Source organism: Streptomyces sp. NPDC033177 (assembly GCF_055577715.1).
The window spans coordinates 437,176-463,775 of the sequence record NZ_JBVIPS010000002.1; the positions used below are offsets into that span (position 1 = coordinate 437,176).

24 protein-coding genes are annotated in these 26,600 nt (G+C 69.6%); 12 read left to right on the forward strand and 12 right to left on the reverse strand.

Going from position 1 to position 26,600, the window contains the following annotated elements; all coding sequences use genetic code 11:
* The first annotated feature begins 172 nt into the window (after positions 1-172).
* The 4 genes from ACZ5U5_RS08035 (at position 173) to ACZ5U5_RS08050 (ending at position 4,042) form a co-directional block, all read left to right on the forward strand.
* Complete coding sequence (locus ACZ5U5_RS08035; RefSeq protein WP_469017888.1) at positions 173-1,669, forward strand: hypothetical protein; 1,497 nt, start codon at positions 173-175, stop codon at positions 1,667-1,669.
* 97 nt (positions 1,670-1,766) lie between these two features.
* Positions 1,767-2,351, forward strand: a complete 585-nt coding sequence (locus ACZ5U5_RS08040) for a DUF4383 domain-containing protein (protein WP_469017891.1) — start codon at positions 1,767-1,769, stop codon at positions 2,349-2,351.
* 66 nt (positions 2,352-2,417) lie between these two features.
* Positions 2,418-3,062 (forward strand): bifunctional 4-hydroxy-2-oxoglutarate aldolase/2-dehydro-3-deoxy-phosphogluconate aldolase, encoded by a 645-nt coding sequence (locus ACZ5U5_RS08045; RefSeq protein WP_469017894.1) that lies wholly within the window; start codon positions 2,418-2,420, stop codon positions 3,060-3,062.
* On the forward strand, positions 3,059-4,042 hold the full coding sequence (locus tag ACZ5U5_RS08050; protein ID WP_469017897.1) for a sugar kinase: 984 nt from the start codon (positions 3,059-3,061) through the stop codon (positions 4,040-4,042). Before ACZ5U5_RS08045 ends, ACZ5U5_RS08050 begins: the two co-directional genes overlap by 4 nt.
* A gap of 47 nt (positions 4,043-4,089) precedes the next feature.
* On the opposite strand, the gene ACZ5U5_RS08055 is transcribed toward ACZ5U5_RS08050, so the two are convergent.
* From ACZ5U5_RS08055 to ACZ5U5_RS08070, 4 genes are all read right to left on the reverse strand, one after another.
* Positions 4,090-4,302 (reverse strand): FmdB family zinc ribbon protein, encoded by a 213-nt coding sequence (locus ACZ5U5_RS08055; protein WP_451203282.1) that lies wholly within the window; start codon positions 4,300-4,302, stop codon positions 4,090-4,092.
* 34 nt (positions 4,303-4,336) lie between these two features.
* Positions 4,337-5,080 (reverse strand): HAD family hydrolase, encoded by a 744-nt coding sequence (locus tag ACZ5U5_RS08060; protein ID WP_469019356.1) that lies wholly within the window; start codon positions 5,078-5,080, stop codon positions 4,337-4,339.
* A gap of 77 nt (positions 5,081-5,157) precedes the next feature.
* Positions 5,158-7,719, reverse strand: coding sequence for a phosphoribosyltransferase (locus ACZ5U5_RS08065; RefSeq protein ID WP_469017900.1), 2,562 nt, complete (start codon positions 7,717-7,719; stop codon positions 5,158-5,160).
* A 53-nt stretch (positions 7,720-7,772) separates the two neighbouring features.
* The gene (locus tag ACZ5U5_RS08070; protein ID WP_469017903.1) at positions 7,773-8,939 is read right to left on the reverse strand and encodes an HpcH/HpaI aldolase/citrate lyase family protein; all 1,167 of its coding nucleotides are present in this window, start codon (positions 8,937-8,939) and stop codon (positions 7,773-7,775) included.
* Between the two features lie 181 nt (positions 8,940-9,120).
* Here ACZ5U5_RS08070 and ACZ5U5_RS08075 point away from each other — a divergent pair, with 181 nt between their 5' ends.
* The gene (locus ACZ5U5_RS08075; protein WP_469017905.1) at positions 9,121-9,993 is read left to right on the forward strand and encodes a TerD family protein; all 873 of its coding nucleotides are present in this window, start codon (positions 9,121-9,123) and stop codon (positions 9,991-9,993) included.
* Positions 9,994-10,052: 59 nt separating this feature from the next.
* On the opposite strand, the gene ACZ5U5_RS08080 is transcribed toward ACZ5U5_RS08075, so the two are convergent.
* The 6 genes from ACZ5U5_RS08080 to ACZ5U5_RS08105 all read right to left on the reverse strand — a co-directional run bounded on the left by ACZ5U5_RS08080 (position 10,053) and on the right by ACZ5U5_RS08105 (position 14,706).
* Positions 10,053-10,796, reverse strand: coding sequence for a TerD family protein (locus ACZ5U5_RS08080; protein WP_469017908.1), 744 nt, complete (start codon positions 10,794-10,796; stop codon positions 10,053-10,055).
* Positions 10,797-10,945: 149 nt separating this feature from the next.
* Positions 10,946-12,100 (reverse strand): DUF475 domain-containing protein, encoded by a 1,155-nt coding sequence (locus ACZ5U5_RS08085; RefSeq protein ID WP_469017911.1) that lies wholly within the window; start codon positions 12,098-12,100, stop codon positions 10,946-10,948.
* A 64-nt stretch (positions 12,101-12,164) separates the two neighbouring features.
* Positions 12,165-12,740: a TerD family protein gene (locus tag ACZ5U5_RS08090; RefSeq protein ID WP_469017914.1), complete on the reverse strand. Its 576-nt coding sequence runs from the start codon at positions 12,738-12,740 to the stop codon at positions 12,165-12,167.
* A gap of 146 nt (positions 12,741-12,886) precedes the next feature.
* A complete protein-coding gene (locus ACZ5U5_RS08095) occupies positions 12,887-13,462 on the reverse strand; it encodes a TerD family protein (RefSeq protein ID WP_361827689.1) in 576 nt (191 codons plus the stop codon).
* Positions 13,463-13,602: 140 nt separating this feature from the next.
* Positions 13,603-14,070, reverse strand: coding sequence for a peroxiredoxin (locus ACZ5U5_RS08100; RefSeq protein WP_469017917.1), 468 nt, complete (start codon positions 14,068-14,070; stop codon positions 13,603-13,605).
* Between the two features lie 198 nt (positions 14,071-14,268).
* Positions 14,269-14,706 (reverse strand): DUF3052 domain-containing protein, encoded by a 438-nt coding sequence (locus ACZ5U5_RS08105; RefSeq protein WP_383271784.1) that lies wholly within the window; start codon positions 14,704-14,706, stop codon positions 14,269-14,271.
* A 413-nt stretch (positions 14,707-15,119) separates the two neighbouring features.
* On the opposite strand from ACZ5U5_RS08105, the gene aceE reads away from it, so the two are divergent.
* Positions 15,120-17,852: a pyruvate dehydrogenase (acetyl-transferring), homodimeric type gene (aceE, locus tag ACZ5U5_RS08110; RefSeq protein WP_469017920.1), complete on the forward strand. Its 2,733-nt coding sequence runs from the start codon at positions 15,120-15,122 to the stop codon at positions 17,850-17,852.
* Positions 17,853-17,977: 125 nt separating this feature from the next.
* A complete protein-coding gene (locus ACZ5U5_RS08115; protein ID WP_469017922.1) occupies positions 17,978-18,802 on the forward strand; it encodes a potassium channel family protein in 825 nt (274 codons plus the stop codon).
* On the opposite strand, the gene ACZ5U5_RS08120 is transcribed toward ACZ5U5_RS08115, so the two are convergent.
* A complete protein-coding gene (locus tag ACZ5U5_RS08120) occupies positions 18,783-19,211 on the reverse strand; it encodes a peptidase inhibitor family I36 protein (protein WP_469019358.1) in 429 nt (142 codons plus the stop codon). The two genes, ACZ5U5_RS08115 and ACZ5U5_RS08120, sit on opposite strands and share 20 nt — an antisense overlap.
* A 201-nt stretch (positions 19,212-19,412) precedes the next feature.
* Positions 19,413-21,017 (reverse strand): MFS transporter, encoded by a 1,605-nt coding sequence (locus ACZ5U5_RS08125; RefSeq protein ID WP_469017925.1) that lies wholly within the window; start codon positions 21,015-21,017, stop codon positions 19,413-19,415.
* Positions 21,018-21,133: 116 nt separating this feature from the next.
* Between ACZ5U5_RS08125 and ACZ5U5_RS08130 the strand changes: the two genes are divergently transcribed.
* The 5 genes from ACZ5U5_RS08130 to ACZ5U5_RS08150 all read left to right on the forward strand — a co-directional run bounded on the left by ACZ5U5_RS08130 (position 21,134) and on the right by ACZ5U5_RS08150 (position 26,451).
* Positions 21,134-21,844 carry a TetR/AcrR family transcriptional regulator gene (locus tag ACZ5U5_RS08130; protein WP_469017927.1) on the forward strand — a complete coding sequence of 237 codons (711 nt, stop codon included), beginning with the start codon at positions 21,134-21,136 and terminating at the stop codon, positions 21,842-21,844.
* A gap of 244 nt (positions 21,845-22,088) precedes the next feature.
* Complete coding sequence (locus ACZ5U5_RS08135; RefSeq protein WP_469017929.1) at positions 22,089-23,300, forward strand: alpha/beta hydrolase; 1,212 nt, start codon at positions 22,089-22,091, stop codon at positions 23,298-23,300.
* Between the two features lie 66 nt (positions 23,301-23,366).
* Positions 23,367-24,248 (forward strand): DUF4429 domain-containing protein, encoded by an 882-nt coding sequence (locus tag ACZ5U5_RS08140; RefSeq protein WP_469019361.1) that lies wholly within the window; start codon positions 23,367-23,369, stop codon positions 24,246-24,248.
* A gap of 170 nt (positions 24,249-24,418) precedes the next feature.
* Positions 24,419-25,783 carry a sensor histidine kinase gene (locus ACZ5U5_RS08145; RefSeq protein WP_469017930.1) on the forward strand — a complete coding sequence of 455 codons (1,365 nt, stop codon included), beginning with the start codon at positions 24,419-24,421 and terminating at the stop codon, positions 25,781-25,783.
* Entirely contained in the window at positions 25,780-26,451 is a 672-nt protein-coding gene (locus ACZ5U5_RS08150) for a response regulator (protein WP_469017931.1), read from the forward strand. The genes ACZ5U5_RS08145 and ACZ5U5_RS08150 overlap by 4 nt, the downstream gene beginning before the upstream one ends.
* Positions 26,452-26,600: the final 149 nt, after the last annotated feature.

Consider the following 26,600-nt stretch of genomic DNA (forward strand, 5'->3'; position numbering starts at 1 on the left):
GCACAGATGTTTCCGCCCTCCGTGGCAGTGGTAGTCCGCACCTCGTGTCCGCCCGCAGCGAAGACGGCAAAGTCTCGGTGCGGAGCGCGAACTAACCGGCCCGTGTGTTCGTCATTAACCGGTGGGAGAATGTGAGACCGGGCAAGGCGGATGACAGCACGGGAGAGGGATAGTGACGGCGACACCTTCGCAGCCGTACACACCGGACACGTCGAGTAGATCAGCACTGCCGGACGAGGATGTACGTCGCTGCGGGAGCGTGCGGCCTCATTCCCGCTCGGCGCCCCGTTCCCGCTCCGCGCCCCGATCCCGGCCCGCGCCTAATTCCCGCCCCGGCGTCCGTCCGAGCCCTTTGCGCGACGCGTTGGCGCTCGCCCTCCTGCCCCTCCCCCTCCTCGCCCTGGCCCTCCCCGCCGCCTTCGCGGGCGGCGGCACCCGGCGGTGGTTCGGCGGGCGCGGGGAGAGCGTGCGGGCCGACGCCCAGGCCGCCAAGGACGCCGCGGCCGCCGCCTTCTACGAGTTGGACACCGCCCAGCGGGACCTGCGGATCTCCGTGGAGACCATCGTCGCCGTCGACTCCACGCCCGCCGCCCAGCGTGCCGTGTCCGACTTCGAGGCCATCGGGCGCCGGATCGACGAGGCAAGCCGCCAGTACATCAGCGCGGTGGACGCCCATGATCTCGACCGCGACGACCTGGAGGCCTCCGTCGCCGCCCGCGCGCGGACCGAGCTCACCGAGGCCAAGGCCGAGCTGGACAAGGCCAAGCAGGACCTGGACCGGTTCCAGCAGGGGCTCGGCCCGTTGCTCGACAAGGCGGAGACACAGCTCGCCCGGCTCGCCCCGGCCGTCGAGCGCGCCCGCCAGACCCTCCTCGCCGCCAGCAACGCCCTCGATGCCGTGCGGGGTGCCGGGCTCAAGGCCGACGATCTCGCCGCCCGCCTGGCCGCCCTCGGGCCCGAGCTGACCAAGCTCAACCAAGGAGCGGGGCAGCACGGCGTGCCGGAGACGCTGCAGCGCGCCGACCGCGTCCTGCGAGACGCCGAAGCGGTGCGGGCCGAGGCGGAGCGGCTGCCCGAGCGTGCCGCCGAGATAGACCGCCGCCTCGTCTCGCTGCGTACGCGTGCGCAGGCCCTCACCACCCGCAGCGGCCAGGTCGAACCGGTCCTCAGCGAGCTGCGGCGGCGCTTCACCGTCGCCTGCTGGCAGGACCTGCAGCGCGTACCGGACCAGGCCGCGGAGAACGTGCGCCAGGCCGAGGTCAAGCTCAAGGAGGCCCGCCAGGCGCGGGACGAGCAGCGCTGGCCGGACGCCACCTCCCTGCTCTCGACGGTCCGCGCCCTGCTGAACTCGACGGACGAGGCGGTCTCGGCCGCCGGCGACCGGCTGCACCGGCTGAACGCAGTGGCGAAGGACCCCCAGCAGGAGATCGAGCGCACCCGCTTCGCGATCCGCGACGCCCAGCGCCTGGCCATGGCGGGGCGCCAGACCCCGGAGCAGCGGCACGCCCGCCCGCTGGACGAGTCCGTCGCCCGCCTGGACCGCGCGGTGGCCTCCCTGGAAGGGCGCCACCCGGACTACTGGCACTTCCTGACCGAGACCGAAGGCGTGCGGCAGGCGGTGGGCCGCGTGGTCACGCAGATCAGGGAGGAGCGCGGGCAGGGGGCCTGAGGGCCGAGGGGCGGCCGGTATCGGAGGGCGCCTGGTGGCGGTCCGTGGCCCGCGGGCGGATCCTGGAGCTACGTACGCCGACATCGGGAGGCGGACCATGGCCACGCATGTACTCCATCCAGGGACGAAGCGCCCGAGGCGGCGCGTCACGCTGAACGAGCACCTGCCCGTCGACCACCGTCTCAGCACGGTCTACCGCGTCGGCGCGGGCCTGATGGGGCTCGTCCTGATCGCGTTCGGCATCCTCGGCCTGATCGACAAGGTCGGCTTCTTCGACACCGGGGGCGACACCGTCGCCGGTCTGAACACCAACGGCGCGCTCAGCGTCCTGTCGATCTGCGTCGGGCTGTTCCTCCTCGCCGGCATGGTCATCGGCGGCAACTTCGCGTCGACGCTCAACATGGTCCTCGGCTGTGCCTTCATCCTCAGCGGCTTCGTCAACCTCGCCCTCCTCGACACGGGCTTCAACTTCCTCGCCTTCCGCATCCAGAACGTGCTGTTCAGCTTCGTGGTGGGCGTTCTGTTGATGATCTTCGGGATGTACGGGCGGGTCGGCTCGGCCCTGCCGCACGACAACCCGTACTGGCAGGCACGCCACCCCGAGCAGACGCGGCACGCGGGGCGCGGGCACGGGAGCCGCCGCCCCGAGCCGAGGTCCAAGGTCCCCGGCACCGAGACCTAGGGTCCGTCGACAGGGCAGGCCTAGCCCTGAGCAGGCACGCTCAGCCCCCTGTGCGAGCCTTGGGGCATGTCGGACCTCACCACTGCCTTCAGTTCAGCCCTGCGGACCCAGCGCCTGGTCGCCATCGTGCGCGGCACCGACGCGGAAGCCTCCTTCCGGACGGTCATGGCGCTCGTCGAGTCCGGTGTGCCGCTCGTCGAGGTCTCCTTCAGCGGTGCGGACACCCTGGGCGTCCTGCGGCGGGCCCGCGCCGAGCTGGGCGGCGAGGCCTGGCTCGGCGCGGGCACGGTCCTCACGGCGGACGACGCACGGCGCGCCGCGGACGCGGGGGCGAACCTCGTCGTGACGCCGGGACTCGGAGCCGGCGTCGAGGAGGCCCTGCGGTGTGAACTGCCCGTCGCAGCAGGGGTGTTGACCCCCACCGACGTGATCTCGGCGAGTGCTGCCGGCGCCACCGCGCTCAAGATCTTCCCCGCTTCGGCGATGGGCGGCCCCGCCTACCTGAAGGCACTGCGAGCCCCCTTCCCCGACCTCCCCTTCGTACCGGTGGGCGGCGTGGACGCGCCCGCCGCCGAGGAGTATCTGGCGCTCGGCGCGGTCGCGGTCGGCGTCGGCTCCCCGCTGATCGGCGACGCGGCGGACGGCGGCGACCTGGACGCGCTGCGCAAGCGCGCGGCGCAGTTCGTGGCGGTCACAGGGTCCGGCCGATGAGCGCCACGGCTCACGGGAGCGCCGCCGACGTCCTCACCCTCGGCGAGAGCATGGTCGCCCTGCGCGGCAGCGGTCCGCTGAAGCTGGGCGGTTCGATGGACGTGTCCGTCGCGGGTGCCGAGTCGAACGTGGCCATCGGTCTCGCGCGCCTTGACCACACGGCTCGGTGGGCGGGCGCTGTCGGCGACGACGAGGCGGGCGAGCTGGTGCTGCGCACGCTGCGGGCCGAGGGTGTCGACGTCTCCGGCGCCACCCGTGATCCGGACGCGCCCACGGGCCTGATCCTCTTCGAGCCACGGCTGCCCGAGGTGACCCGCGTGCACTACTACCGCGCGGGCTCGGCCGGTTCACGCCTCACGGCGACCGCGGTCGAGGCCGCCTTCACCTCTTCGGGCGCGCCTCGCGTCCTGCACCTCACCGGCATCACCCCGGCCCTTGGCCCGTCCGCCCTCGACGCGTGCCGCCGCGCCCTCGAACTGGCCCGGGAGCACGGCACGACGGTCTGCCTCGACGTCAACTTCCGCTCGCGGCTGTGGAGCGCGGAGGAGTCCGCCGCGGTGATGCGCACCTGGATGCCGTACGTCGATGTCCTCATCGCGTCGGACGACGAACTGCCGCTGTGCCTCCCGGAGACGAAGGACGCCGGTGAGGCCTCCGCCCTGGCCGGGGAGCTCCTCGCGCAGGGCGTCCGCGAGGTCGTGGTCAAGCTCGGCGCCGACGGGGCCACCACGTACGACGCCGCCGGCGAGCTGTACGCTCCGGCGCGCCCGGTGCGGGCGGTGGACGCCGTGGGCGCGGGAGACGCGTTCGTCGCCGGATACCTGTCGGCGCTGCTCGACGGGGAGGACCTGACGGGGCGCCTCGACCGGGCGGTGACCACGGGCGCCTTCGCCGTGGCGTCACACGGGGACTGGGAAGGCGCGCCTACGCGTGCGGAGCTCGGGCTGCTGGGAGCGGGGCCCGGGACCGTCGTTCGCTGAACGCCCTCCCGCAGGCAGCCCCACCGGCCCGCTAGCCCACCGGCCCGCTAGCCGCAGCAGCCTCCGCCACAGCAGCCGCCACCGCCGCCCGGGGCGGGGGCGGGGGCCGAGGACGAACCCCCGACGGCCACCGTGGACAGCAGCTTCACCGTGTCCTCGTGCCCGGCGGGACAGGCCGCGGGGTCGGCGGACTCGGCCATCGGACGGCTCAGCTCAAAGGTGTCGCCGCAGGAACGGCAGCGGTACTCGTATCGGGGCATGGGCCAAGGCTAGCGGCAGCGGACCCACCGGTGGTCAGCCGTCGGCAGGTTCTTCGCCGAGGAACCTCCGCAGGATCTCCTCCCCCGCCGCGACGCCGCGTTCCGGCAGCACGGTGAGCCCCGGCGCCGTCCAGCCCGTGTCCGCGAGCTCGCCGTGCCCCGGACGCCAGGAACGGTCGGCGGCGAGCAGCAGATCGGCGTCGAGGAGCGAGTCTCCGGCGGCGAGGATCTCGTCCGCGCCGATACGGCGGGCCACCTCGCGCACCGCCGCGCTCTTGGTCAGCGGCTTCGGCACGGCGTAGATCTTGCGGCCCTGCAGCGAGACGGTCCAGCCGCGTTCCTCCGCCCACACGGCGAGCTCCTTGACCCACTCCTTCGGCAGCAAGGAGCGCTCGACGACCAGATAGGCGAAGAGATCCTCGGCCACCCTCTCCTTCAGGAGCCAGGCCGGGTCGGCGGTGCGCACCATGTGCGCGCGGACCTCGTCGAGCGAGGCGCACTCTGCGGAGAGCCGCCGGTCCACGTCCGCTCGCCATGCGGGGTCGGACACCCCGTCGACCAGCAGGTGCCCGCCGTTGGCGCAGATCGCGAACTGTGGTGCGGGGCCCGGCAGATGGATGCGCCCGTACTGCTCGCGCGTCCGCGTGGTGGTCGGCACGAAGACCGTGCGGCGGCCCACCTCGTCGAGGAGACCGGCGGCGGCCTCGGTGACGTACGACAGCGGCTTGCTCTCGTACACCTCGACGCAGAGCAGGCGTGGCGCCTGGGCGTCGGGCATGGTCAGACCGAGGGCCGCGGCGGAGTAGATGAGGGTGCGGTCGAGGTCGCTGGCGACCAGGACCTTGCGTGAGGTACTCACTTGGAGGCCACCGCCTTGCCGTCCGTGCCGGTGGCTCCGCGCGTGAACTGAGGGTGGATCAGGCCGACGCAGGTGTAAGGGAGTTCGTCCACTTCCTCGACCGGCACGCCGCGCTGCTCGGCGAGGAGTCGTACGTGATCGAGGTCGGCCCCCGCTCCCGCGCGCGCCAGAATCTTCCAGGGGACACGCCGCAGCAGGACGCGCGTCGTCTCGCCGACGCCGGGCTTGACCAGGTTCACGTCGTGGATGCCGTACTCCTCGCTGATCCGCTCCACGGCGGCCCAGCCCTCCCAGGTCGGTGCCCTGTCGGCCGAAAGCAGCTCCTTGACCTGGGCATCGACGGCGTCGGCCACTTCGTCGAAACGGTCCGTGATGGCGTGCAGGAAGTCGAGGGAGACGTCGCCGTCCGCGAGCTCGCGGTAGAACTTCGCGCCGTGGAAGTCGTCGGGTCCGACGAGGTCCGCGCGCAGCACGGTGCGCGATATCAGGCCGGACACGGTCGAGTTGAGGCAGGCCGAGGGGATGAGGAAGTCCTCGCGGGTGCCGTAGGTGCGCACGCAGGAGCCGGGGTCGGCGAGCACCGCGATCTCCGGGTTGAAGCCGACGGGACCGCCCGACTCCTCGAACTCCCTTACTGCGTCCGCGAGTTCACGCGTGATCGCGCCCTTGCCCGTCCAGCCGTCGACGAAGACGACATCAGCGGGGTCGTGGTGTGCGGCGAGCCACCGCAGCGCGTTGGCGTCGATGCCGCGGCCGCGGACGATCGACACGGCGTAGTGCGGCAGATCCAGGCCGTGCCGGTGCTGCGCCCAGCGCCGCATCAGTACACCGACGGGCGTGCCCGCGCGGGCGAGGGAGACCAGCACCGGGCCGGGAGTGGGGGTCCCCCCGCGCTTTCGGCTGTGGGGGAGCTCCGCGAGCACGGTCTCGGTGACGGTGCCGACGGCCTGCGCGATGCGGGCGGCGGAGGTGCCGAGCGCCGCGCGGAACAGCTCTTGGTACTGCGGGCTCGGCTGGTACTCGACCGGCAGCGACTCGGCGTAGTGCGCGCCACCGCTCTGTATCGCCTCTTCGCGCTCCTCGGTGGGCGCCTCGAGGCGTACGTCCGAGAGATCCTGAAGCAGCCAGCCGACGTCTTCGGCCGCGTACGAGGAGAAGGCGGGGCCGCGGAGGGGCTCGGGCAGCATGGAGGGCCTTTCGGGGACGTGCTCGGCGACATGCTCGACGTGTTCGGTGGCGTGTTCGGGGGTCTGCTCGGGGACGTACGAGGGCACGACGGCGAGCAGCACCTGCGGTGCGTGCGCGGCGAGCTGCGCCAACAGGCCCTCGGGGGCGTGCAGTTCGGGTCGGTCGCCCACGGAATCGACCACGAGGACGATCGCGTCGAAGCCGCCGCCCGCGACGTTGTACGCGTACCGGTCGCCAGGCCCGTCGGCGGGGGCGTCGTGCGCGGGGAAGACGAGGCGGCTGCGTATGGCGTAGCCGGGGTCATCGACGGCGAGGACGGGCGAGCGGGTGGTGGTGGAGTACCGCACCTCCGCGCTCCCGGCGGGCAGCCGCTCCTCCAGGGCCACGCCCAGGGCCAGAGGCGCGTACATCAACTCCTCGAAGCCGAGGACGAGAACGCGGGCGGGACCTGCGGCGGCCCCCGGACCGCCCCCCGGAACCAGCGCCTCCGCGAGCCGGTCGGCCATCCCCGGCAGCGCCGCCTGAAGTGCCGTCCGGTGCTCGGGGGCGAACCCGTGGCGCCCGCCGTCCGGCACCCCCGCGGGCCAGCCGAGATCGACCCGGGTGACCGAGCCGCCCTCCTTGCGCGGGGCGGGGAGCGCCGAAGCCTCGTACTCCTCGACCAGCGCCTGCCCCCTCTCCAGGACGCCGTCCGGCAGGCTCACGGTGCCGGACGCCGTCGTGATGAGGTCGACCCGCGCGCCGATCTCCCGGGCGAAGTCGGCCAGGCGGCCCTGGTCCCGCGGGGAGCGCATGTCGACGAGGGCCACGATGACGTACCGCTCGCGCGGGTACAGCTCGTGCAGGGCGCGGATGGTGTTGAGGACCGTGTTGCCGGTGGAGAACTCGTCGTCGACGAGCACCAGCGGCCCGTCCCTGGTGAGCAGCCGGGGGTCCTCGGGGAGCAGCAGGTGCGAGGTCGCGTGCGAGTGGGACTCCTCGAAGCCGCCCGCCCGGCGTACCGAGTCGACCGGGCGGCGCGTGGAGTGGAGGTAGGGCGCGAGGCCGATGCCGTCCGCGACACAGTGGCCGAGGCCGGTCGCCGTCTCCGCGTACCCGAGCACGACCGCGCGCCGGGCCTCCGCGTCGCCCAGGAGCCCGCGCACGCGGACACCGAGGTCGCGCCCGGCCGCGTACACGACGGAGGGCAGCTGCGGCACATGCTTGCCGAGGACGTTGGACACCAGGAGGTGCGCCCGCTTCGGATTGCGGCGCAGGGCGAGGCCGAGCAGGTCGCTCAGCCCCGCGTCCCCGGCCAGTTCCACACCGAGCCGCTCGGCGACCCACCTCCCTGACCACACCGTCGCCGGCTTCACCACGTCGTCGTTCACAGTCCTCGCACAGTCCTTACGTTCAGCCGGATCAATCGGGGAAGTCCCGGCGGTCACCCGGAGAGCCCGGCGGTGAGCAGCTCCACGAAGCCGATGTCCTCGCGCGCGACGCCGAAGACCTCGGCGCGCTGGAGGGTCCGCTCGGCCCAGGCGCGGTGCGGCTTCACCTCGTTCATCTTGTTCGTGTACGCCGAGCGCATGACCCCGCCGCCGTCCCGCTCCGGGCGCAGGATGTCCTCGGCGTCGCTGAACTCCTCGTGGCTGACGACCGAGAGCGCGTGCACGGGCAGCACGTGCGAGGGGTGGATGCAGGTCTTGCCGAGCAGGCCGTTGGCCCGGTCGAGCTCGATCTCGCGCAGCAGCCCGTCGATGTCGTGCTCGATGAGCGCCTGGCGCAGCTCCTCGGCCCGGCCCTCCAGGAAGGGGCTGCGGCGCAGCTGGGGCTTGAACATGCGCTCCTGGGCGCGGAAGTACTCCCACACGGGCCCCGTCACGGTGAAGCCCGTGCCGTCGGCCCTGCCGAGGTGGTTGACGACGTCGGCGATGACGGAGGCCACGATGTGCACGTCGTACGCGGTCATGTGCGGGGGTCTGCGCAGTCCGTACGCCGAGCAGAAGTCGGTGACGCCGAGGCGCAGCGCGAGCACCCGCTCGCGGTACTTGTCGACGGTGCGGGCGATCCCGGCGAGGGTCTCCGAGCGGCTCTCCAGGTGCAGCAGCTCGGCCGATTCGAGGACGGGCATCGCGAAGAGCCGGTGGCCGCTCGCGGCTTCCGCCGCGGCGAGCGACTCCAGGAAGGCGGCGCCACGCTCCTCGGTGAACTTCGGCAGCACGAATCCGGAGAGGAGACGGATGCTGGGGCCGAGGCGGGCCGCCAGGTCGGCTATCTGCTCGGGATACCGGACCCGGATGAACAGCAGCGGCGGCTCCGCGCCGTCGCGCTCGGCCAGATCGGCGAACTGGTCGACCAGGTTCTCCTCGGCGCCGACGACCTCCGCGTCGTCGATCGAGTCCTCGAGGCAGAGGACCATCGAGATCACGCCACGCCCCGCCTGCTTCAGGATGTCGTCGGCGAGGCGGGGACGCGTGGCCGGGCTGTAGAGCGTGGCTCCCAGGGCGGCGGCGAGCAGGCGCGGGGAGGAGTCCGCGGTGAAGACGCACGGCTCCCGATGAAAGAGACGCTGTCGCACCTCTGGGGCTATATGCCCGAAATGACGCATGATTTCCCCTGTACTCGTCGGCGCGACCCGACGTGATGTGGCCGGTAATAGTACGTAGGGACGGGTGTCAAGGGTTCCCCACGTGCATGAAATTCAAGTAACTCGGCCATGACAGACACACAGGCCACACACCGTCACCCCCGCGTTGTCCCGTCCAAACCCGGGAAGGCAGGATGACCGCATGACGCACGCGATGTTGAAGGGGTCGAACGTCCCGCTCGAAGCCACGGCCGTCCGTGCCGTGCTGCGCTGGACCCCCGGGCAGGGCGTCCCGGACGTCGACGCGTCGGCCCTGTTGCTCGGCGCCGACGGCCGCGTCCGGTCCGACGAGGACTTCGTCTTCTACAACCAGCCACGTCACCCGTCCGGCAAGGTCTGGCGGCTCGGCAAGAAGCGCGTCTCCCAGGGCCTCTCCGAGGGCCTGACCGACACGATCCAGACGGACATGGCGGGCCTGGATCCCGCGGTCAGCCGAGTCCTGCTCGTCGCGTCCGCCGAGAACGTCGCCTTCGAGAACGTACGAGCGCTGCGCATCCTGCTGTACGACGCGGGCGCGTCCGAGGCCGAACCGCTCGCCTACTTCGACATCACCCCGCAGACGGGCGCCGAGACGGCCCTGATCTGCGGCGAGCTCTACCGACGCGGCGACGTCTGGAAGTTCCGCGCCCTGGGTGAGGGATATCTGAACGGCCTGGAGGGGCTGGCCGGCGACTTCGGCATCTCCGTGGACGAGTCCGAGGCGGTGCCCGAGCCGACGACCGAGGCCTCGCTCCCGCAGCCCTACCCCCAGCGCCAGCCGCTGCCCGCGCCCGCCACGCAGGCCCCGCCTCCGCAACCCTTCCCCGCCCCGGCCCCGCAGCCCTCGTACGGCTACCCGCCCGAGCCTCCGCGCCACCAGCCCGCCCCGCAGCCGTCCTACGGCTACCCGCAGCACGCGCCCGCGCACGCGGCGCCGGTCCCGCAGCCCAGTTACGGCTATCCGCAGCCCGTGGCCCCGATGCCCGACCCGAACTTCCGGCTGCCGCCGCAGGGGCCGCAGTTCCTCGCACGCTGAGTGCGCGGGGCGCTCCGGGCGCTCCGGGCAGGTGGGGCGCGCCCGGCCCGTGCGGCGCTTCAGGCGCCGCCGACCTTCGTCTTGTAGCCGCGGCCCCACTGCAGCCCCCAGCCGTACAGCCGGTCGAGTTCGGCCTGGAAGCCGTACACGAACTTCACCTCGCGGCGCACGACCAGCTCGTCCTTGACGTTCTCCAGCGTGAATATCGCGCAGGAGCGGGCCTGCGGCTGGCGCTCGTCCAGGTCGATCTCGATCCGCGGGCCGTTGCTGGGGTAGAGCGTCACCTTGGCGTGCGTGCGGTCGAAGGCGGGCGTCTGGTCGTAGATGTAGGCGAAGAAGAGCAGCCGCTTGATCGACTCGCGGTGGTCGAGGTTCACGTAGATCGTCTCGCCTGACGGCGAACCGAACCGGTCGTCGCCGCTGAGCTTCACGTACGGCGGCGCGTTCAGGTCCCCGAAGAAGCTGCCCAGCGGCTGCACGACGCCCTTGGCGCCGTCCATCGTCTCGTACAGGCAGCCGAGGTCGAGGTCCACGTTGACCACGCCCTGGGTGTGCGCCTGCACCACGTCGGGCTGGAACATCCGGAGGGGGTGCCGCAGCAGGCCGCCGCCCTTGGGCTTGCCGATGATGTCGGACGTACGCATCTGCCAGGAGAGGTTGACCCGGAGATTGCCGGTGGCCGCGCCCTGTTTGTTGAGCGAGACCGTCGGGTTCCTCTTCGTGAGTTCGATGGAGTTCGTCGCCGCGCTGCCCGACTCGTAGTCCATCGAGCGTCCACGCCACAGACCGTCCCAGAAGGACATCGCCGCCCCCAAAAAGTGCCGGAGCCCCATATGGGCCCGTTACGAATGCCACGGGGCGGCCAGGAGGACTCGTCCTCGATGGCCGCCCCGTTCAGAAGCGTTCCTCACTCGGCCCCGCGTCACACTCCGGGGACGGGTCGGACCCTGCGTCAGACGCCGGAAGGAACCTCGGTCTTGTCGTCCGAGCCCGAGCCCTTGCCCTTGCCCTCCTCGGCCGCGATGCGCCTGTTGCGCATGACGGAGGAGATGAAGGACCAGCCGATCAGGACGACGCCGACGAGGCCGGTGATGACCTCGTGGATCTCGTACTGGATCGTGATGAGCAGGATCGCGGCGAGGGCGCCGATCGCGTAGTGCGCGCCGTGCTCCAGGTAGACGTAGTCGTCGAGGGTGCCCTGGCGGACCAGGTAGACGGTGAGCGAACGGACGTACATCGCGCCGATGCCCAGTCCGAGCGCCATCAGGACGATGTCGTTGGTGATGGCGAAGGCGCCGATGACGCCGTCGAAGGAGAACGACGCGTCCAGGACCTCGAGGTAGAGGAACATGAAGAACGCGGCCTTGCCGGCCATGACGACGGCGGGGACCTTCTTGCCGCTCTTCCTGGCCTCTTCCTCCTGCTCGTGCTCGCGCTCCTCCTCTTCCTCGAGTTTGTTCTCGAAGAAGCCGGAGAGTCCGCCCACGATGAGATAGGTGATGAGTCCGGCGACGCCGGAGAGCAGCACCGTCTCCGCCTTGTCCACGTGTGTGCCGCCGTGCTGGTGGGCGTTGGTGGCGACGGTCATCGCGGAGATCATGAGGACGATGAGCGCGATGCAGGCCGACAGCATGTCGATCTTGCCGAGCTTGGCCAGCGGGCGCTCCAGCCAGCCGAGCCACTTGATGTCACGGTCCTCGAAGATGAAGTCGAGGAAGATCATCAACAGGAACATGCCACCGAAAGCGGCGATCGACGGGTGAGCGTCGGTCACCAACTGCTGGTACTGGTCCTTGTCGTTGAGCGCGAGACGCACAGCCTCGATCGGGCCGATCTTGGCGCTGATGGCCACGATCGCGACGGGGAACACGAGCCGCATGCCGAAGACGGCGATCAGCACACCGATGGTGAGGAAGATCTTCTGCCAGAAGGCACTCATCTTCTTCAGGATCCCGGCGTTGACCACCGCGTTGTCGAAGGACAGCGAGATCTCGAGGATGGACAGGATCGCCACGATCCCGAAACCTGTCCACCCCCCGTAGAACACCGCCGCGACCAAGCCGAGCGCGGTAACCGCGAACGACCAGCCGAAGGTTTTCAGAACCACTGGCTACCCAATCATGTGTGTACGGGCTCCCGTTTAGCGGTCTCCCCCGCGCCGGTCCCCTGCTTTACGAAACATTGACCCCGAAGTCTAGAGCGATGCCCCGCAGACCCGACGCGTACCCCTGCCCAACCGCACGGAACTTCCACTCCCCGCCATAGCGGTACACCTCGCCGAAGATCATCGCGGTCTCCGTGGAGGCGTCCTCGGAGAGGTCGTACCGCGCCAGTTCCTGGTGGTCGGCCTGGTTGACCACGCGGATGAAAGCGTTGCTGACCTGGCCGAACGCCTGGCCGCGGTTGTCCGCGTCATGGATCGAGACAGGGAAGACGATCTTGTCGCAGGTGGCCGGAACCTTGGAGAGGTCGATCAGGAGCGACTCGTCGTCGCCGTCACCCTCACCCGTGAGGTTGTCGCCGGTGTGTTCGACGGAGCCGTCCGGGCACTTCAGGTTGTTGTAGAAGACGAACCACTCGTCGCCGATGACCCGGCCCGAGTTGCACATCAGAGCGCTGGCGTCGAGGTCGAAGGGTGCTCCGGTGGTGGAGCGCGCGTCCCAGCCGAGGCCGATCAGGACCTGTGTGAGGTTCGGTGCGGCCTTGGAGAGGGAGACGTTGCCTCCCTTGGCGAGCGTGACGCCCATGATGTGTCCTCCCCGTGGTTCGAGATCAAGAATTCCCCGGTCCCCCATGGTGCGGGGGCAGTGCCCGGGAGCAGGAGTTTTGAGCGCGTCCGGCGCCGCACTCGTGGTGTGCGGCGCCGGACGACAGGCGGAGGGTGTTACTCGGCTCAGACGTTGACGCCGAAGTCCTGCGCGATGCCGCGCAGGCCCGAGGCGTAACCCTGGCCGACGGCGCGGAACTTCCACTCCGCGCCGTTGCGGTACAGCTCGCCGAAGACCATCGCGGTCTCCGTCGAGGCGTCCTCGGAGAGGTCGTACCGCGCGATCTCCGCGCCGCCCGCCTGGTTCACGACGCGGATGAACGCGTTGCGGACCTGGCCGAACGACTGCTGGCGGGTCTCGGCGTCGTAGATCGAGACCGGGAAGACGATCTTGTCCACGTCGGCCGGGACGGCGGCCAGGTCGACCTTGATCGCCTCGTCGTCGCCCTCGCCCTCACCGGTGGTGTTGTCACCGGTGTGCTCGACGGACCCGTCCGGGCTCTTCAGGTTGTTGAAGAACACGAAGTTGCCGTCGCTGCTGACCTTGCCCTCGGCATTCGTCAGGATGGCGCTGGCGTCGAGGTCGAAGTCCGTACCGGTGGTGGTACGGACATCCCAGCCCAGGCCGACCAGAACCGCGGTCAGGCCGGGGGCCTCCTTGCTCAGCGATACGTTGCCGCCCTTGCTGAGGCTGACTCCCACAAATCCTCCCAAATTGATGTCCAGGGGCGGGGAGCCCCAGTCGTGCTGTGCCATCGGATCAACGAATGGATCCTAGTGACCCGTTCCCGGCCGCCACAGGCTCTGCACCTGAAGAATCACAGGGTGTCACCCCTGAGGAATCACAGGGTGTCGAGCGCCTTGACGTAGTCGTTGAGGTCGCGGGCGTCCGGCAGGCCGTTCACGACAGTCCAGCGCACCACGCCCTCCTTGTCGATGATGAACGTGCCGCGCACCGCGCAGCCCTTGTCTTCGTCGAAGACTCCGTAGGCGCGCGACGCCTCGCCGTGCGGCCAGAAATCGGAGAGCAGCGGGTACTCCAGGCCCTCCTGTTCGGCGAAAACGCGCAGGGTGTGGATGGAGTCGTTCGAGACGGCGAGGAGCTGTGTGTCGTCGTTGACGAACCTCGGCAGCTCGTCGCGCAGCGCGCACAGCTCGCCCGTGCACACGCCGGTGAACGCGAACGGATAGAAGAGCAGCACCACGTTCTTCTCGCCGCGGAAGTCCGACAGCCGCACGGTCCGGCCGTGATTGTCCTTCAGCTCGAAGTCCGGGGCCTTGGTGTCGGTCGCGATGCCGGCGAGCGCCATGAGTTCGCATCCCTTCGGTGGGGCTGTTCGGGTGATGACCACCCTACGCAACGGGCGTTTCGTCCGATCACCTCGCAGGGCGTGCCATTTCCCGCGCGACGTGCGCCCTCACACGCACGCGTGAGCCCCCACCGGCTTAGGTCGGTGGGGGCTCACGGCGATTGGCTCAGTCGACTTCCTGCTGCCTGAGCGGCAGCTTCACCGCTTCTTGGCTGCCGCCTTCGGCGTGACCAGACGGCTGCCCGTCCAGTCCTTGCCCGCGTTGATGGTCCGGGTCTGCGCAAGGCCTGCGGTCTGGGCTGCCTCGTTGATGTCGCTCGGCTCGACGTAACCGTCGCGGCCGGTCTTCGGCGTCATCAGCCAGAGGTCGCCGCCCTCTTCGATCAGCTGGGTGGCGTCCACCAGCGCATCCGTCAGGTCACCGTCGTCCTCGCGGAACCACAGCACCACGGCGTCAGCAGTGTCGTCGTAGTCCTCGTCGACGAGCTCGCTGCCGATCACCCCTTCAATGGCCTCGCGGAGCTCCTGATCGACATCGTCGTCGTAGCCGATCTCCTGGACCACCTGCTCGGGCTGGAAACCCAGCCTCGCGGCAGGGTTGGTCCGCTCCTCCGCGTGGTCCGCGGTCGCGCTCACGGCTTGCCTCCTGATCATGTTTTCGGGAATGCCTTCATCCACGCGCGTGCGCGGGACATTGGCGGTAGTCCACACGGGCGGACCGGATCGCGCAAGTACCCGGCCGTCAAGACCGCTGAAACGGTGACGTTCCCGGCCGTGTCGTCGCAACTCAAGGCCCACCTGCCAGATCCTTCTCCGCTCGCACTTCGCTCGTACGACACCGATCGGAACTGAGGTCCGAACGGCCTTACGAACCGGCTAGGCGGGATGGGCGTATCGTTGCGATTTGGTCGAGCCTACCCCAGGGCCGCCGGGCGGACCCGTCGGTTACCCCTCAGTAGAGATGACGATTGCGTCTACGCGGTACACGATGGGGAACGTCTCACAGCCAGGCAGAACCCAGGCGAAAGCCCCAACAGCGAAGGAACAGCGTGGCTTCCGGATCCGATCGCAACCCGATCATCATTGGCGGCCTGCCGAGTCAGGTCCCGGACTTCGATCCCGAAGAGACCCAGGAGTGGCTCGACTCCCTCGATGCCGCGGTCGACGAACGCGGCCGCGAGCGGGCCCGCTACCTGATGCTCCGGCTCATCGAACGCGCGCGCGAGAAGCGCGTCGCCGTGCCCGAGATGCGCAGCACGGACTACATCAACACGATCGCCACCAAGGACGAGCCGTTCTTCCCCGGCAACGAGGAGATCGAGCGCAAGGTCCTGAACGCGACCCGCTGGAACGCCGCGGTGATGGTGTCGCGCGCCCAGCGCCCCGGCATCGGGGTCGGCGGCCACATCGCCACCTTCGCCTCCTCGGCCTCGCTCTACGACGTGGGCTTCAACCACTTCTTCCGCGGCAAGGACGAGGGCGACGGCGGCGACCAGATCTTCTTCCAGGGGCACGCTTCCCCCGGCATCTACGCCCGCGCGTTCCTCCTCGACCGGCTGTCCGAGCAGCAGCTCGACGCGTTCCGCCAGGAGAAGTCCAAGGCTCCGCACGGGCTCTCGTCCTACCCGCACCCGCGCCTGATGCCGGACTTCTGGGAGTTCCCGACCGTCTCGATGGGCCTCGGTCCGCTCGGCGCGATCTTCCAGGCGCGGATGAACCGCTACATGGAGGCGCGCGGCATCGCCGACACCTCCAAGTCGCACGTCTGGGCCTACCTCGGCGACGGCGAGATGGACGAGCCCGAGTCCCTCGGCCAGCTCTCCATCGCCGCCCGCGAGGGCCTGGACAACCTGACCTTCGTCGTCAACTGCAACCTCCAGCGCCTCGACGGCCCGGTGCGCGGCAACGGCAAGATCATCCAGGAACTGGAGTCGCAGTTCCGCGGCGCCGGCTGGAACGTCATCAAGCTGGTCTGGGACCGCAGCTGGGACCCGCTGCTCGCCCAGGACCGCGACGGCGTCCTGGTCAACCGGCTCAACACCACGCCCGACGGCCAGTTCCAGACGTACGCCACCGAGACCGGCTCGTACATCCGCGAGCACTTCTTCGGCGACGACCACCGCCTGCGCTCCATGGTCGAGAACATGACCGACGAGCAGATCCTGCACCTGGGCCGCGGCGGCCACGACCACAAGAAGGTCTACGCGGCGTACGCGGCCGCCAAGGCCCACAAGGGCCAGCCGACCGTCATCCTGGCGCAGACGGTCAAGGGCTGGACGCTCGGCCCGAACTTCGAGGGCCGCAACGCCACGCACCAGATGAAGAAGCTGACGGTCGACGACCTCAAGGGCTTCCGCGACCGCCTGCACATCCCGATCACGGACAAGCAGCTGGAGGACGGCGCCCCGCCGTACTACCACCCGGGCCGTGACTCGGAAGAGATCCAGTACATGCACGACCGCCGCCAGGGCCTGGGCGGTTACGTCCCGACCCGCGTCGTCCGCTCGAAGCCCCTCCCGCTTCCCGAGGACAAGACATACGCGACCGCGAAGAAGGGTTCGGGTCAGCAGTCGATCGCCACGACCATGGCGTTCGTCCGCATCCTGAAGGACCTCATGCGGGACAAGGAGATCGGCAAGCGCTTCGTACTGATCGCCCCCGACGAGTACCGCACCTTCGGCATGGACGCCTTCTTCCCGAGCGCGAAGATCTACAACCCGCTCGGCCAGCAGTACGAGGCCGTCGACCGCGAGCTGCTCCTCGCCTACAAGGAGTCCCCGACCGGCCAGATGCTGCACGACGGCATCTCCGAGGCCGGCTGCACGGCCTCGCTGATCGCCGCGGGCTCCGCCTACGCCACCCACGGCGAACCGCTGATCCCCGTGTACGTCTTCTACTCGATGTTCGGTTTCCAGCGCACCGGCGACCAGTTCTGGCAGATGGCCGACCAGCTGGCCCGCGGCTTCGTCCTCGGCGCCACCGCCGGCCGTACGACGCTGACCGGCGAGGGCCTCCAGCACGCGGACGGCCACTCGCAGCTGCTCGCCTCGACCAACCCGGGCTGCGTCGCCTACGACCCCGCCTTCGGCTACGAGATCGCGCACATCGTCAAGGACGGCCTGCGCCGGATGTACGGCCCCGACAGTGAAGACGTCTTCTACTACCTCACTGTCTACAACGAGCCGATCCAGCACCCGGCCGAGCCCGCCGATGTGGACGTCGACGGCATCCTCAAGGGCATCTACCGCTTCAAGGCGGGCGAGCAGGGCGCCATTCCGGCGCAGATCCTCGCCTCCGGTGTCGCGGTGCCGTGGGCGGTCGAGGCCCAGCAGATCCTCGCTTCGGAGTGGAACGTCAAGGCGGACGTCTGGTCGGCGACCTCCTGGAACGAGCTGCGCCGCGAGGCGGTCGACGTGGAGCGCCACAACCTCCTGCACCCCGAGGAGGAGCAGCGCACCCCGTACGTGACGCAGAAGCTGTCCGGCGCCGAGGGCCCGTTCGTGGCCGTCTCCGACTGGATGCGGGGCGTCCCCGACCAGATCTCCCGCTGGGTCCCCGGCACGTACCAGTCCCTGGGCGCCGACGGCTTCGGCTTCGCGGACACCCGCGGTGCGGCCCGCCGCTTCTTCCACATCGACGCGCAGTCGATCGTGGTCGGCGTGCTCACCGAGCTGGCCCGCGAGGGCAAGCTCGACCGCTCCGTACTGAAGCAGGCCATCGACCGCTACCAGCTGCTCGACGTCACGGCGGCCGACCCGGGCGCTGCCGGAGGCGACGCCTAGGCCTTACACACCGTGCGGTGGTAGCCGTAGCCGCGTGGTCGCGCGGCACCTGTAGCGCGTAGGACGTTCGGAGGGCGGTGGGGCGGTGGCTCCCGCCGCCCTCCGGCGTTTCCTACGATGCGCGCATGGAAGCGCCCGACAAGCACCCTCCGGCACAGCTCCGTTGGGAGCGACGCACACAGAATCCGCTCCTCGTGCTCGCGGTGGCCTTCGCCGTCGCCTACGCCGTGCCCATCGTGGTGCCCGACGCGAGCAAGAGCGTCGGAACCACCTGCACGGTGGTGGAGTGGATCGTCTGGGCATCGTTCGCCGCCGACTATCTCGTACGCCTCTACCTCACCGACCACCGCAAGCAGTTCGTCCGCTCGCACTGGCTCGACCTCGGTGCTGTCCTCCTCCCGATGTTGCAGCCGCTGCGGTTGCTGCGGCTGGTCTCGACTCTGCTGCTGGTCGGGCGCCGGGCCCGGATGGCGTCTCAGATTCAGCTGACGACCTATGTCGCCGGAGCTGTCGTTGGCCTCCTCATGTTCGGTTCGCTGGCCGTTCTCTCGGTGGAGCGGGAATCACCGAACGGCAACATCAAGACCCTTGGTGACGCGGTGTGGTGGTCCTTCACCACGATGACCACCGTCGGCTACGGCGATCACGCGCCGACGACCGGGCTCGGCCGCATCCTCGCGGTCGGCCTGATGCTGTCGGGCATCGCGCTTCTGGGTGTGGTGACCGCCAACATCGCGGCCTGGTTCATCTCGCGCTTCGACCGGGACGACGTCGAGGAGCGCCGCCAGACAGCGGCGATCGAGGCGCTGACGACGGAGGTGCGATCCCTGCGGGCACAGGTGACGGCGCTATCGGCGGGGGTGCAGCCTGACGCGGCGGGTGCGGGGGCATCTACCGCGCCGGCCGAGGGAGCTCCTCAGGTGCCTCCGGTCAGGTCTCCCAGACCTTGAACGCCCGTACGTGATAGGGCGATTCGGGGACCCACGTGCCACCCCCCGGATAGGTGTCGAACTCGCCCGTCTCGCCGCACTCCGCGGATTGATACGTGGTGACCGGCCGGCCCGTGCGGTTGGCGAGGGCTTGAGCGCTGCCCCCCTCCGGCAGCGCTACACAGCTCTCGATGTCGATCTCGGACAGCTCGTACGTCTGTCGGGCCCCTTTGAACTTCGCCTTGCCCCAGAGGCAGAGCTCCCCCGGTCCACACCCTGCGAGCGTGGGTGGCGCGGCGGCCCCGGCGTGCTTCGCGGGTGTCGCGAGGTCGGCCTGTGTGGCCGCTGCCGTGGCTCCGGCCTGTGCGGGGGTGAGGATCACTGTGGCGAGCGCGGCCGCGGCGAGGGTCGTGGGCATGGTCGTACGCATCTGCATCAACTCCCGTGTCGTGTGGATCACTTGCTGGATCACTTGCCAGAACTGTGACCCACTCGCTAGCTCCGTCGGAAGGGGTACGAATGTGCGTCACCCAGATAGGCGAAAACCCCCCAGTTGGACCCTGAGGGGCTTTCCCTGACGCGTGCTCTGAGGCGTGCCCTGATGCGTGCTCGCCGCTGGACGTGGGCGCGGTTAGATGTGCCCGACTCCGGCGCCCGCGTCGGCGTTGGCGCCTCGCTTGGCGGCCGTGGCGACCAGGGCCGCGACGACCGCGACGACACCGGCGACGGTGAAGGCCAGGCCCATCCCGGACACGAACGTGTCATGCGCGACCGAGGTGATCGCCTCGGTGACCGGCTCCGGCGCCTTCGGCGGCACCGGGGCCCCACCCATCTCGATCACGGCGGACGACTGGTCGAGCTGGTCCGGTGTCATGGGCGGAAGCTTGGCATCCGCCCAGTTCCCGGGGAGGTCTTCGTCGACCCGTGCAGCCATCACCGCACCGAGCACCGCCGTGCCGAGCGCACCGCCGACCTGCATGCCGGCCTGCTGGAGGCCGCCCGCGACGCCGGACAGCTCCAGCGGGGCGTTGCCGACGATGACCTCGGTGGCTCCCACCATCACGGGCGCGAGGCCGAGGCCGAGCAGGCCGAGCCAGAGCGACATCGGCAGCGTCGCGGTGTCCGTCGTCATCGTGGACATGCCGAACATGGCGACGGCGGTGGCCACCATGCCGCCGACGAGCGGGACGCGCGGGCCGAACTTGGTGATGAGAGCGCCGGCGATCGGCGAGGCCACGATCATCATGGCCGTCAGCGGCAGGAGGTGCAGACCGCTGTCGACCGGGCTCATCCCATGGACGTTCTGCAGATAGAACGTGACGAAGAACAGGCCGCCCATGAAGGCGAAGGCCATCAGGACCATGAGCACCACGCCCGCGGACAGCGGGACGGACTTGAACATGCCCAGCGGGATGAGCGGTTCCTTGACCTTCGTCTCCCAGAAAGCGAAGAGCACGAAGAGAACCACGGCACCCGCGAGGAAGAGCAGCGTCGTGGATCCGCCCCAGCCCCACTCCGAGCCCTTGATGAGGGCCAGGATCAGCGCGAACATGCCGCCCGACAGCAGGACGATGCCGGGGATGTCGAAGGACTTCGGCGCGTTCTCCGCGCGGTGGTCCTTGAGGATCACCAGGCCGAGGACGAGCGCGATGACGCCGACCGGCACGTTGATGAAGAACACCGACTGCCAGCTGACGTGCTCGACGAGCAGGCCGCCGACGATGGGGCCGCCTGCGGTCGAGGCGCCGATGACCATGCCCCAGATACCGATCGCCATGTTCAGCTTCTCGGCGGGGAAGGTGGCGCGCAGCAGGCCGAGCGCGGCCGGCATGAGCAGGGCTCCGAAGAGACCCTGGAGCACACGGAAGGCGACGACCAGGCCGACGCTGCTGGAGAACCCGATGGCACCCGAGGCCACGGCGAAGCCCGCCACACCTATCAGGAAGGTCTGCCGGTGGCCGAACCGGTCACCGAGCTTGCCGGCGGTGATCAGCGCGACGGCGAGCGCGAGGAGGTAGCCGTTGGTGATCCATTGAACGCCGGCCATCGAGGTGCCGAGGTCCTTGGCGATGGCCGGGTTGGCGATCGCCACGATGGTGCCGTCCAGGGCGACCATCATCACGCCGATCGCGACGGAGAAGAGCGTCAGCCAAGGGTGGCCGCGGAGCCCCTTGGCCGGGGCCGGAGCGGACGCCGGCTCCTTGTCCGCCTTGTCGACGGTGATCTGACTAGTCATGCGTTCGAGGCTAGTGTCAGTCGCTGACAGTTGACAAACCAATTCACAAGTCGGTAACTGTCACGTAGCTCACAGGTAAGATGAGCTGGTCAGAACGGTGGAAAGAGGGCCATGGCGTGAGGACCGAGCAGCGAGCGGCGGACCCCGCGAAACCGCAGCCCGAGCCCTTCGGGGACATCTCCGTCTCCGTCGAGCCCTCTCGGCCGGGCCTGCGTGAGCGCAAGAAGCAGCGCACCCGTGACGCGCTCCTGCGTGCGGCGCTCGAGCTCTTCACGACCAAGGGGTTCGAGGAGACGACGGTCGACGAGATCGCCGAGGCGGTCGACGTCTCCCAGCGCACTTTCTTCCGGTACTTCGCCAACAAGCAGGAGACCGCCTTCGCCGTACAGGAGATGGTGGAGCGGCGGTTCGTGGAGACGCTGCGCGAACGCCCTGCCGACGAAACACCGTTCGTGGCACTGCGCGGTGCCGTCCTCGGAGCCTGGGACGCGATGGGCCGGTCCATCGAAGAGGTCGTCCCGGTCGAACTCCACATGCGGACCTACCAGATGATCGAGTCCACCCCTTCCTTGCTCGCCGTCCACCTGCGCCGCTCCATCGAGATGGAGGAGGAGATCGCGTGTGTGATCGCCGAGCGCGAGGGCCTCGACCTGGACAAGGACCCCCGACCGCGCGTGGTGGTGGCCGCTTTCAGCGGCGTGATGCGCGTGACCGGGCGACTGTGGGGTGCGGGCGAGGACTCGAGCGTGGAGTCGATCCGCGCGATCACCGAGACATATCTCGACCATCTGGGGCCCGCGTTGACGGAAAACTGGCGCTCGAAGTGACACTCCGCGCAGTTCACTGCGGGTCACCCGCCGGATCGACCCGTCGAACAAATCAACACGTTGGGTAATTGTTTGATTCACCGTCAGTAGCGGCACGCCTGGGCGCGCAGCGCATATTCGCCACCTACGGAGCGTGACGAAAGTACCCAAAGTGCGCCCGCTATGCCTCAATTACCCCAGTGGAAACGTGATCTGCCTCACCCGGTGCACGGTAGGCATCACGATTCTCCTAGGGTGTTCCGTAGTGAATTCCTTCGACTCCTCCCCTCAACTCAGCGCCTGGCGTGCACTGCTTGCGCTCGCCGTCGTGTTCGTCATGCTGGCGACCACGGGCTGGACTGCGGTACGCCACCACAAGGACGCCGCTTCGCCGCTCGCGGCCTCGCTCTCCGCCTGGGAGCGCGGGCACATCGGCGGGCGGGCCCTGCCCGACCCCGGTGCCCACGCCGGCAAGCTCGCCCATTTCTTCGCGTCGCTCAACGCGCAACAGCGCACCCGCCTCGTCACCCGCTATCCCCTTGCGGTCGGCAACATGAACGGTGCCCCCGTAGAGCTTCGATATCGCGCGAACCGCATCGCTCTGGGGCAAGCGCGCAAGACCGAGCGAGAGCGCGTGCACGACAAGCGACTCTCCCGTCTCGGGCAACAGGAGGCGGAACGCAGAATGAAGCGCTTCGGCGTGATGATGCGTCCGGGTCGGCAGGTGCTGTCCTTCGACCCCATGGGGACGGGTCGCATCGCCGAGGTCTTCGGCAACCTCGACCGGGCCTCCAGAGTGTCGGTCGTGGTGCCGGGCGTGGACACGAACGTGCTGACGTTCGAGCGGACGAACCGCAAGTACTCGGCGCCTGTCGGCATGGCCAAGGCCCTGCACGGCGCGGAGCGCTCCGCGAATCCACGCGCGCGTACCGCCGTGATCGCCTGGGCCGACTACACCGCGCCCGTCGGACTCGGTGTGGACGCCGCCACGTCCATGCGTGCGGATGACGGCGCGATCCGGCTCAATGCTCTGGTCCGTGGTCTGCCGGGGCACTCACCCGTCGCGCTGTACTGCCACAGCTACGGCTCGGTGGTCTGCGGGGTCGCCGCACGACAGCTGCCCTCCCGCGTTTCCGACATCGCGGTCGCGGGCAGTCCCGGCATGCGCGCGGACACGGCGACACAGCTGGGCACAGGAGCCCGGATCTGGGCCACAAGGGACGGCGACGACTGGATCCAGGATGTACCAAACATGGAGGTCGGCGGGCTCGGCCACGGTGCCGACCCCGTCTCAAGGGACTTCGGCGCGCGCGTGCTCTCCGCACGCGGTGCGATCGGCCACACCGGCTATTTCGAGCCGGGCACGGAGAGCCTCAGGAACTTCGCCGACATCGGCATCGGTTCGTACCGTTCGGTGCAGTGTGCGAGCGGGGACGACACCTGCCGGAAGGAATTTTCCGGCGCGACAGTGGCCTGACGCGCGTAGAAATCGACAAAACAGCGGCACGCCGCAGGAGGGACGGAGGCGCGCGTGCCGCCTACGATGAGCCGCATGGGTGACGTACTGGCCGGATTTCATGCCGCCTGGGAGTTCGAGTCCGACTCCGTGCTCATCCGCTTCGAACGGGGGATCCGCACGCCGAAGCTCCTTCAGGCGCTCGGCGAACGCCGCATCCCCCACGAGGCGATCGCGGCGGTGACACTGACTCCTGGCAAGCGCGGGACGGTCGTCCTGCACGCCGTGCCGAGACCGGGGGCCGATCCACTGATGGAGGCGGCCGCGGGCCAGCTCAAGGACGGCTGCGACCCGTATCGCCTCGTGCTGCCCGCCGAGCGGGAGACGCTCGCCGAGTACTACGCGGACGAGCTGCGGGCCCAGCTCTCGGAGGCCGACTGCGGGCCTCCCGACCGCTACCTGGTGGCCGCGCCGGAGACTCCGCTGCAGTTCAAGGCGTACGACGGGAAGGCGTCCTTCGACGGCAAGTCGGTGGCCTTCCGGTGGTTCTGGACGGGGGCTTCGTCCGCGAAATGGAAGGCCGGCGACCAGAGCTTCCTGGTCACGGATCTGAGCGGCGTGGAGTGGCGCTCCCCCGAGGTCTTCGAGGGCCATCTGCGGCTGCTGCGCCGTGAGACCCCCGTCGCCCAGCCCGCGCAGGCGGACCAGGATCCCGCGGCCGTCGTATTCGGCCTCGGGTACGGACCGGTGCACGAGTCGCTGCCGTTCGCGGCGTCGGTGCTCGCAGCGGTGCGGTCGTCGGGCCCCGCCCTGACGCCCGGCACGGTCCCCGTCAACGCTCCGGTGGCCCGTCGCGACCCGGCGGACATCGCGGAGCGCATCCGGCACCTCGGTGAGCTGCACCAGTCCGGTCTGCTCACGGACGAGGAATTCACGATGAAGAAGGCCGAGCTGCTGGCGGAGCTGTGACCTGGCCTCGCTGTCGTTCGGCAGAGCTGCCGTTCGGCGGAAGCTCGGGCTTCCGGCCCGGGTCATACCTGGGTATCGCCAGAGGCCCATCTCGTACCTGGGTATGAGGTGCAGGTCAGCTCCGCGGTACGACGGCGCGGGGCGTGCTTCTTGCCTACGCTGATCAGGCCATGAGCAGTTCATCGACACCACCTGACCAGGGCCCCCGCCCACCGGCCACCGAGCCGGACGGGCGCGGGGACACATCTCGGCGTGCGGCCGCGGGCGTGCGCGAAGGACTCGACAGGGCAGGGGCCTTCTTCTCGACGCCCGCGGGGCGGGCGGAACCACTCCTCGCGCGGGCGCCCAGAACCTGGATGCGGCTGCTCCCCTTGATCACCGCGCTGGGATTTGTCGCGGCGCTCATCCCCATCACCACTCAGGTGCTGATGAACGACTACGGGGTGGGCGGCGGGCTCGCGGGCGCCCTGGGAGTCGCCCAGGCCGCGCCGTTGCTGCTGGCGGTCAGCCGGCCGTTGGCCGCCTGGTGCATCATCATCGTCGCGGACGTCCTCGGGGCGATCGTGACGCTGTCCATGGGCGACGACCGCCCCGCCCCATGGACGGCCATGATCATCGTGGGTTACGTGGTCGTGTGTCTCCTGCTGTCCCTGCGCGAGAGCCGCCGCACTCTCCTGGGGATCTGGCTGGTCACCGTCGTGGTGGGCCTCGTCCTCGGTGCCTTCCGCGATGACGGCAGCCAGGACACCAGCGTGCTCCTGATCGTGCTGAGCGGCGTCGCGCTGCTGCTCGGCGCGCTGCTGCGCGAGCGCGGCGACGCACAGCGCAGACTCGTCGAGCAGGAGACCATCAGCGAGGCCGAGCGCGCCCAGCGCACGCTCCTGGAGGAACGAGCCCGCATCGCCCGGGAGTTGCACGACGTCGTCGCGCACCACATGTCGGTGATCACGGTGCAGGCCGATTCCGCGCCCTACCGCCTCGACGGACTCCCGGACACGGCGCGTGAGGAGTTCGGGAGCATCGCGGCCAGCGCCCGCGAGTCCCTCACCGAGATGCGGAGGTTGCTCGCCGTGCTGCGCAGCGAGGACACCCCAGGTGAGCGGTCTCCGCAGCCGGGGCTCAGCCGGCTGCCGCATCTGGTGGAGGCCACGGTGCGTGCCGGCATACCGATCGATCTGTCGCGTCCTGAACTGTCGGTGCTCACCGAGCTGGCCGACGTCACCCCGGCCGTCGACCTGTCCGCCTACCGCATCGTCCAGGAAGCCCTGTCGAACGTGATGCGGCACGCGCCGGGAGCACGCACCACCATCACAGTGACCCTGGACGAGGAGCACCTGCTGATCCTCGTGGTCAACGGCCCGCCCACCGAAGCACCCGAGTCGTTGGAGCACAGCGGCACAGGTCACGGTCTCGTCGGCATGCGCGAACGCGTACGGTTGGTCGGCGGCACGGTCGACGCCGGGCCGCTGCCCGACGGCGGGTTCCGTGTGGCGGCCCAACTCCCCCTCCTCAAGAAGGAATCCGGCACCGCATGACCATCCGCGTGATCATCGTCGATGACCAGAACATGGTGCGGGCCGGCTTCGCCGCACTCCTTGCGGCCCAGAGCGACATCGACGTCGTGGGCGAGGCACCGAACGGCAAGGCGGGAGTCGACGTCAGCCGCAACGCCCATCCCGATGTCGTCCTGATGGATGTCCGGATGCCGGAGATGGACGGACTCAACGCGGCGCGAGCCCTGTTGGACCCGCCACCCGGAGTAGTACACGTGCCGAAGGTACTGATGCTCACCACCTTCGACGTGGACGACTATGTGTACGAGGCGCTGCGCGCCGGGGCCTCGGGGTTCCTCCTCAAGGACGCCCCGCCCGCCGATCTGATCTCGGCGGTGCGCGTGGTGGCGGCAGGCGACGCACTGCTCGCTCCGTCCGTGACCCGGCGTCTGATCACGGACTTCGCCAAGCAGCGGCCGCGCTCCGACCAGTCGCCGCGGCTGAACGGCCTGACGGCGCGTGAGACCGAGGTACTGGTGCTGATCGCGCGCGGCCTGTCCAATCAGGAGATCGCCGAGCGCTTGGTCCTCGCCGAGCAGACCGTGAAGACCCATATCGGCAAGGTGCTGTCCAAGTTGGACCTGCGGGACCGCGCACAGGCCGTGATCTTCGCCTATGAGTCAGGGCTGATCACCCCCGGAGGGCAGTAGAGCCCTCTCCCCTCCATACCGCGGTATGAGCCGCACATACCGCGGTATGACCTGCAAGTTGGCTCCCCAGTGTGAGGTGCCGACGGGCACCGTCTTCCTACTTTTCCCCTCGTCACGCCAGAGCGTGCCACGAGTTGGGGAGGGAGACG

Coding starts and splice junctions, on each gene's coding strand:
- ACZ5U5_RS08040 (WP_469017891.1), top strand. CDS start 1,767: ATGGCCACGCATGTACTCCATCCAGGGACGAAGCGCCCGAGGCGGCGC.
- ACZ5U5_RS08045 (WP_469017894.1), top strand. CDS start 2,418: ATGTCGGACCTCACCACTGCCTTCAGTTCAGCCCTGCGGACCCAGCGC.
- ACZ5U5_RS08050 (WP_469017897.1), top strand. CDS start 3,059: ATGAGCGCCACGGCTCACGGGAGCGCCGCCGACGTCCTCACCCTCGGC.
- ACZ5U5_RS08055 (WP_451203282.1), bottom strand. CDS start 4,302: ATGCCCCGATACGAGTACCGCTGCCGTTCCTGCGGCGACACCTTTGAG.
- ACZ5U5_RS08060 (WP_469019356.1), bottom strand. CDS start 5,080: ATGCCCGACGCCCAGGCGCCACGCCTGCTCTGCGTCGAGGTGTACGAG.
- ACZ5U5_RS08070 (WP_469017903.1), bottom strand. CDS start 8,939: ATGCGTCATTTCGGGCATATAGCCCCAGAGGTGCGACAGCGTCTCTTT.
- ACZ5U5_RS08075 (WP_469017905.1), top strand. CDS start 9,121: ATGACGCACGCGATGTTGAAGGGGTCGAACGTCCCGCTCGAAGCCACG.
- ACZ5U5_RS08080 (WP_469017908.1), bottom strand. CDS start 10,796: ATGTCCTTCTGGGACGGTCTGTGGCGTGGACGCTCGATGGACTACGAG.
- ACZ5U5_RS08090 (WP_469017914.1), bottom strand. CDS start 12,740: ATGGGCGTCACGCTCGCCAAGGGAGGCAACGTCTCCCTCTCCAAGGCC.
- ACZ5U5_RS08100 (WP_469017917.1), bottom strand. CDS start 14,070: ATGGCGCTCGCCGGCATCGCGACCGACACCAAGGCCCCGGACTTCGAG.
- ACZ5U5_RS08115 (WP_469017922.1), top strand. CDS start 17,978: ATGGAAGCGCCCGACAAGCACCCTCCGGCACAGCTCCGTTGGGAGCGA.
- ACZ5U5_RS08120 (WP_469019358.1), bottom strand. CDS start 19,211: ATGCGTACGACCATGCCCACGACCCTCGCCGCGGCCGCGCTCGCCACA.
- ACZ5U5_RS08125 (WP_469017925.1), bottom strand. CDS start 21,017: ATGACTAGTCAGATCACCGTCGACAAGGCGGACAAGGAGCCGGCGTCC.
- ACZ5U5_RS08140 (WP_469019361.1), top strand. CDS start 23,367: ATGAGCCGCATGGGTGACGTACTGGCCGGATTTCATGCCGCCTGGGAG.
- ACZ5U5_RS08145 (WP_469017930.1), top strand. CDS start 24,419: ATGAGCAGTTCATCGACACCACCTGACCAGGGCCCCCGCCCACCGGCC.
- ACZ5U5_RS08150 (WP_469017931.1), top strand. CDS start 25,780: ATGACCATCCGCGTGATCATCGTCGATGACCAGAACATGGTGCGGGCC.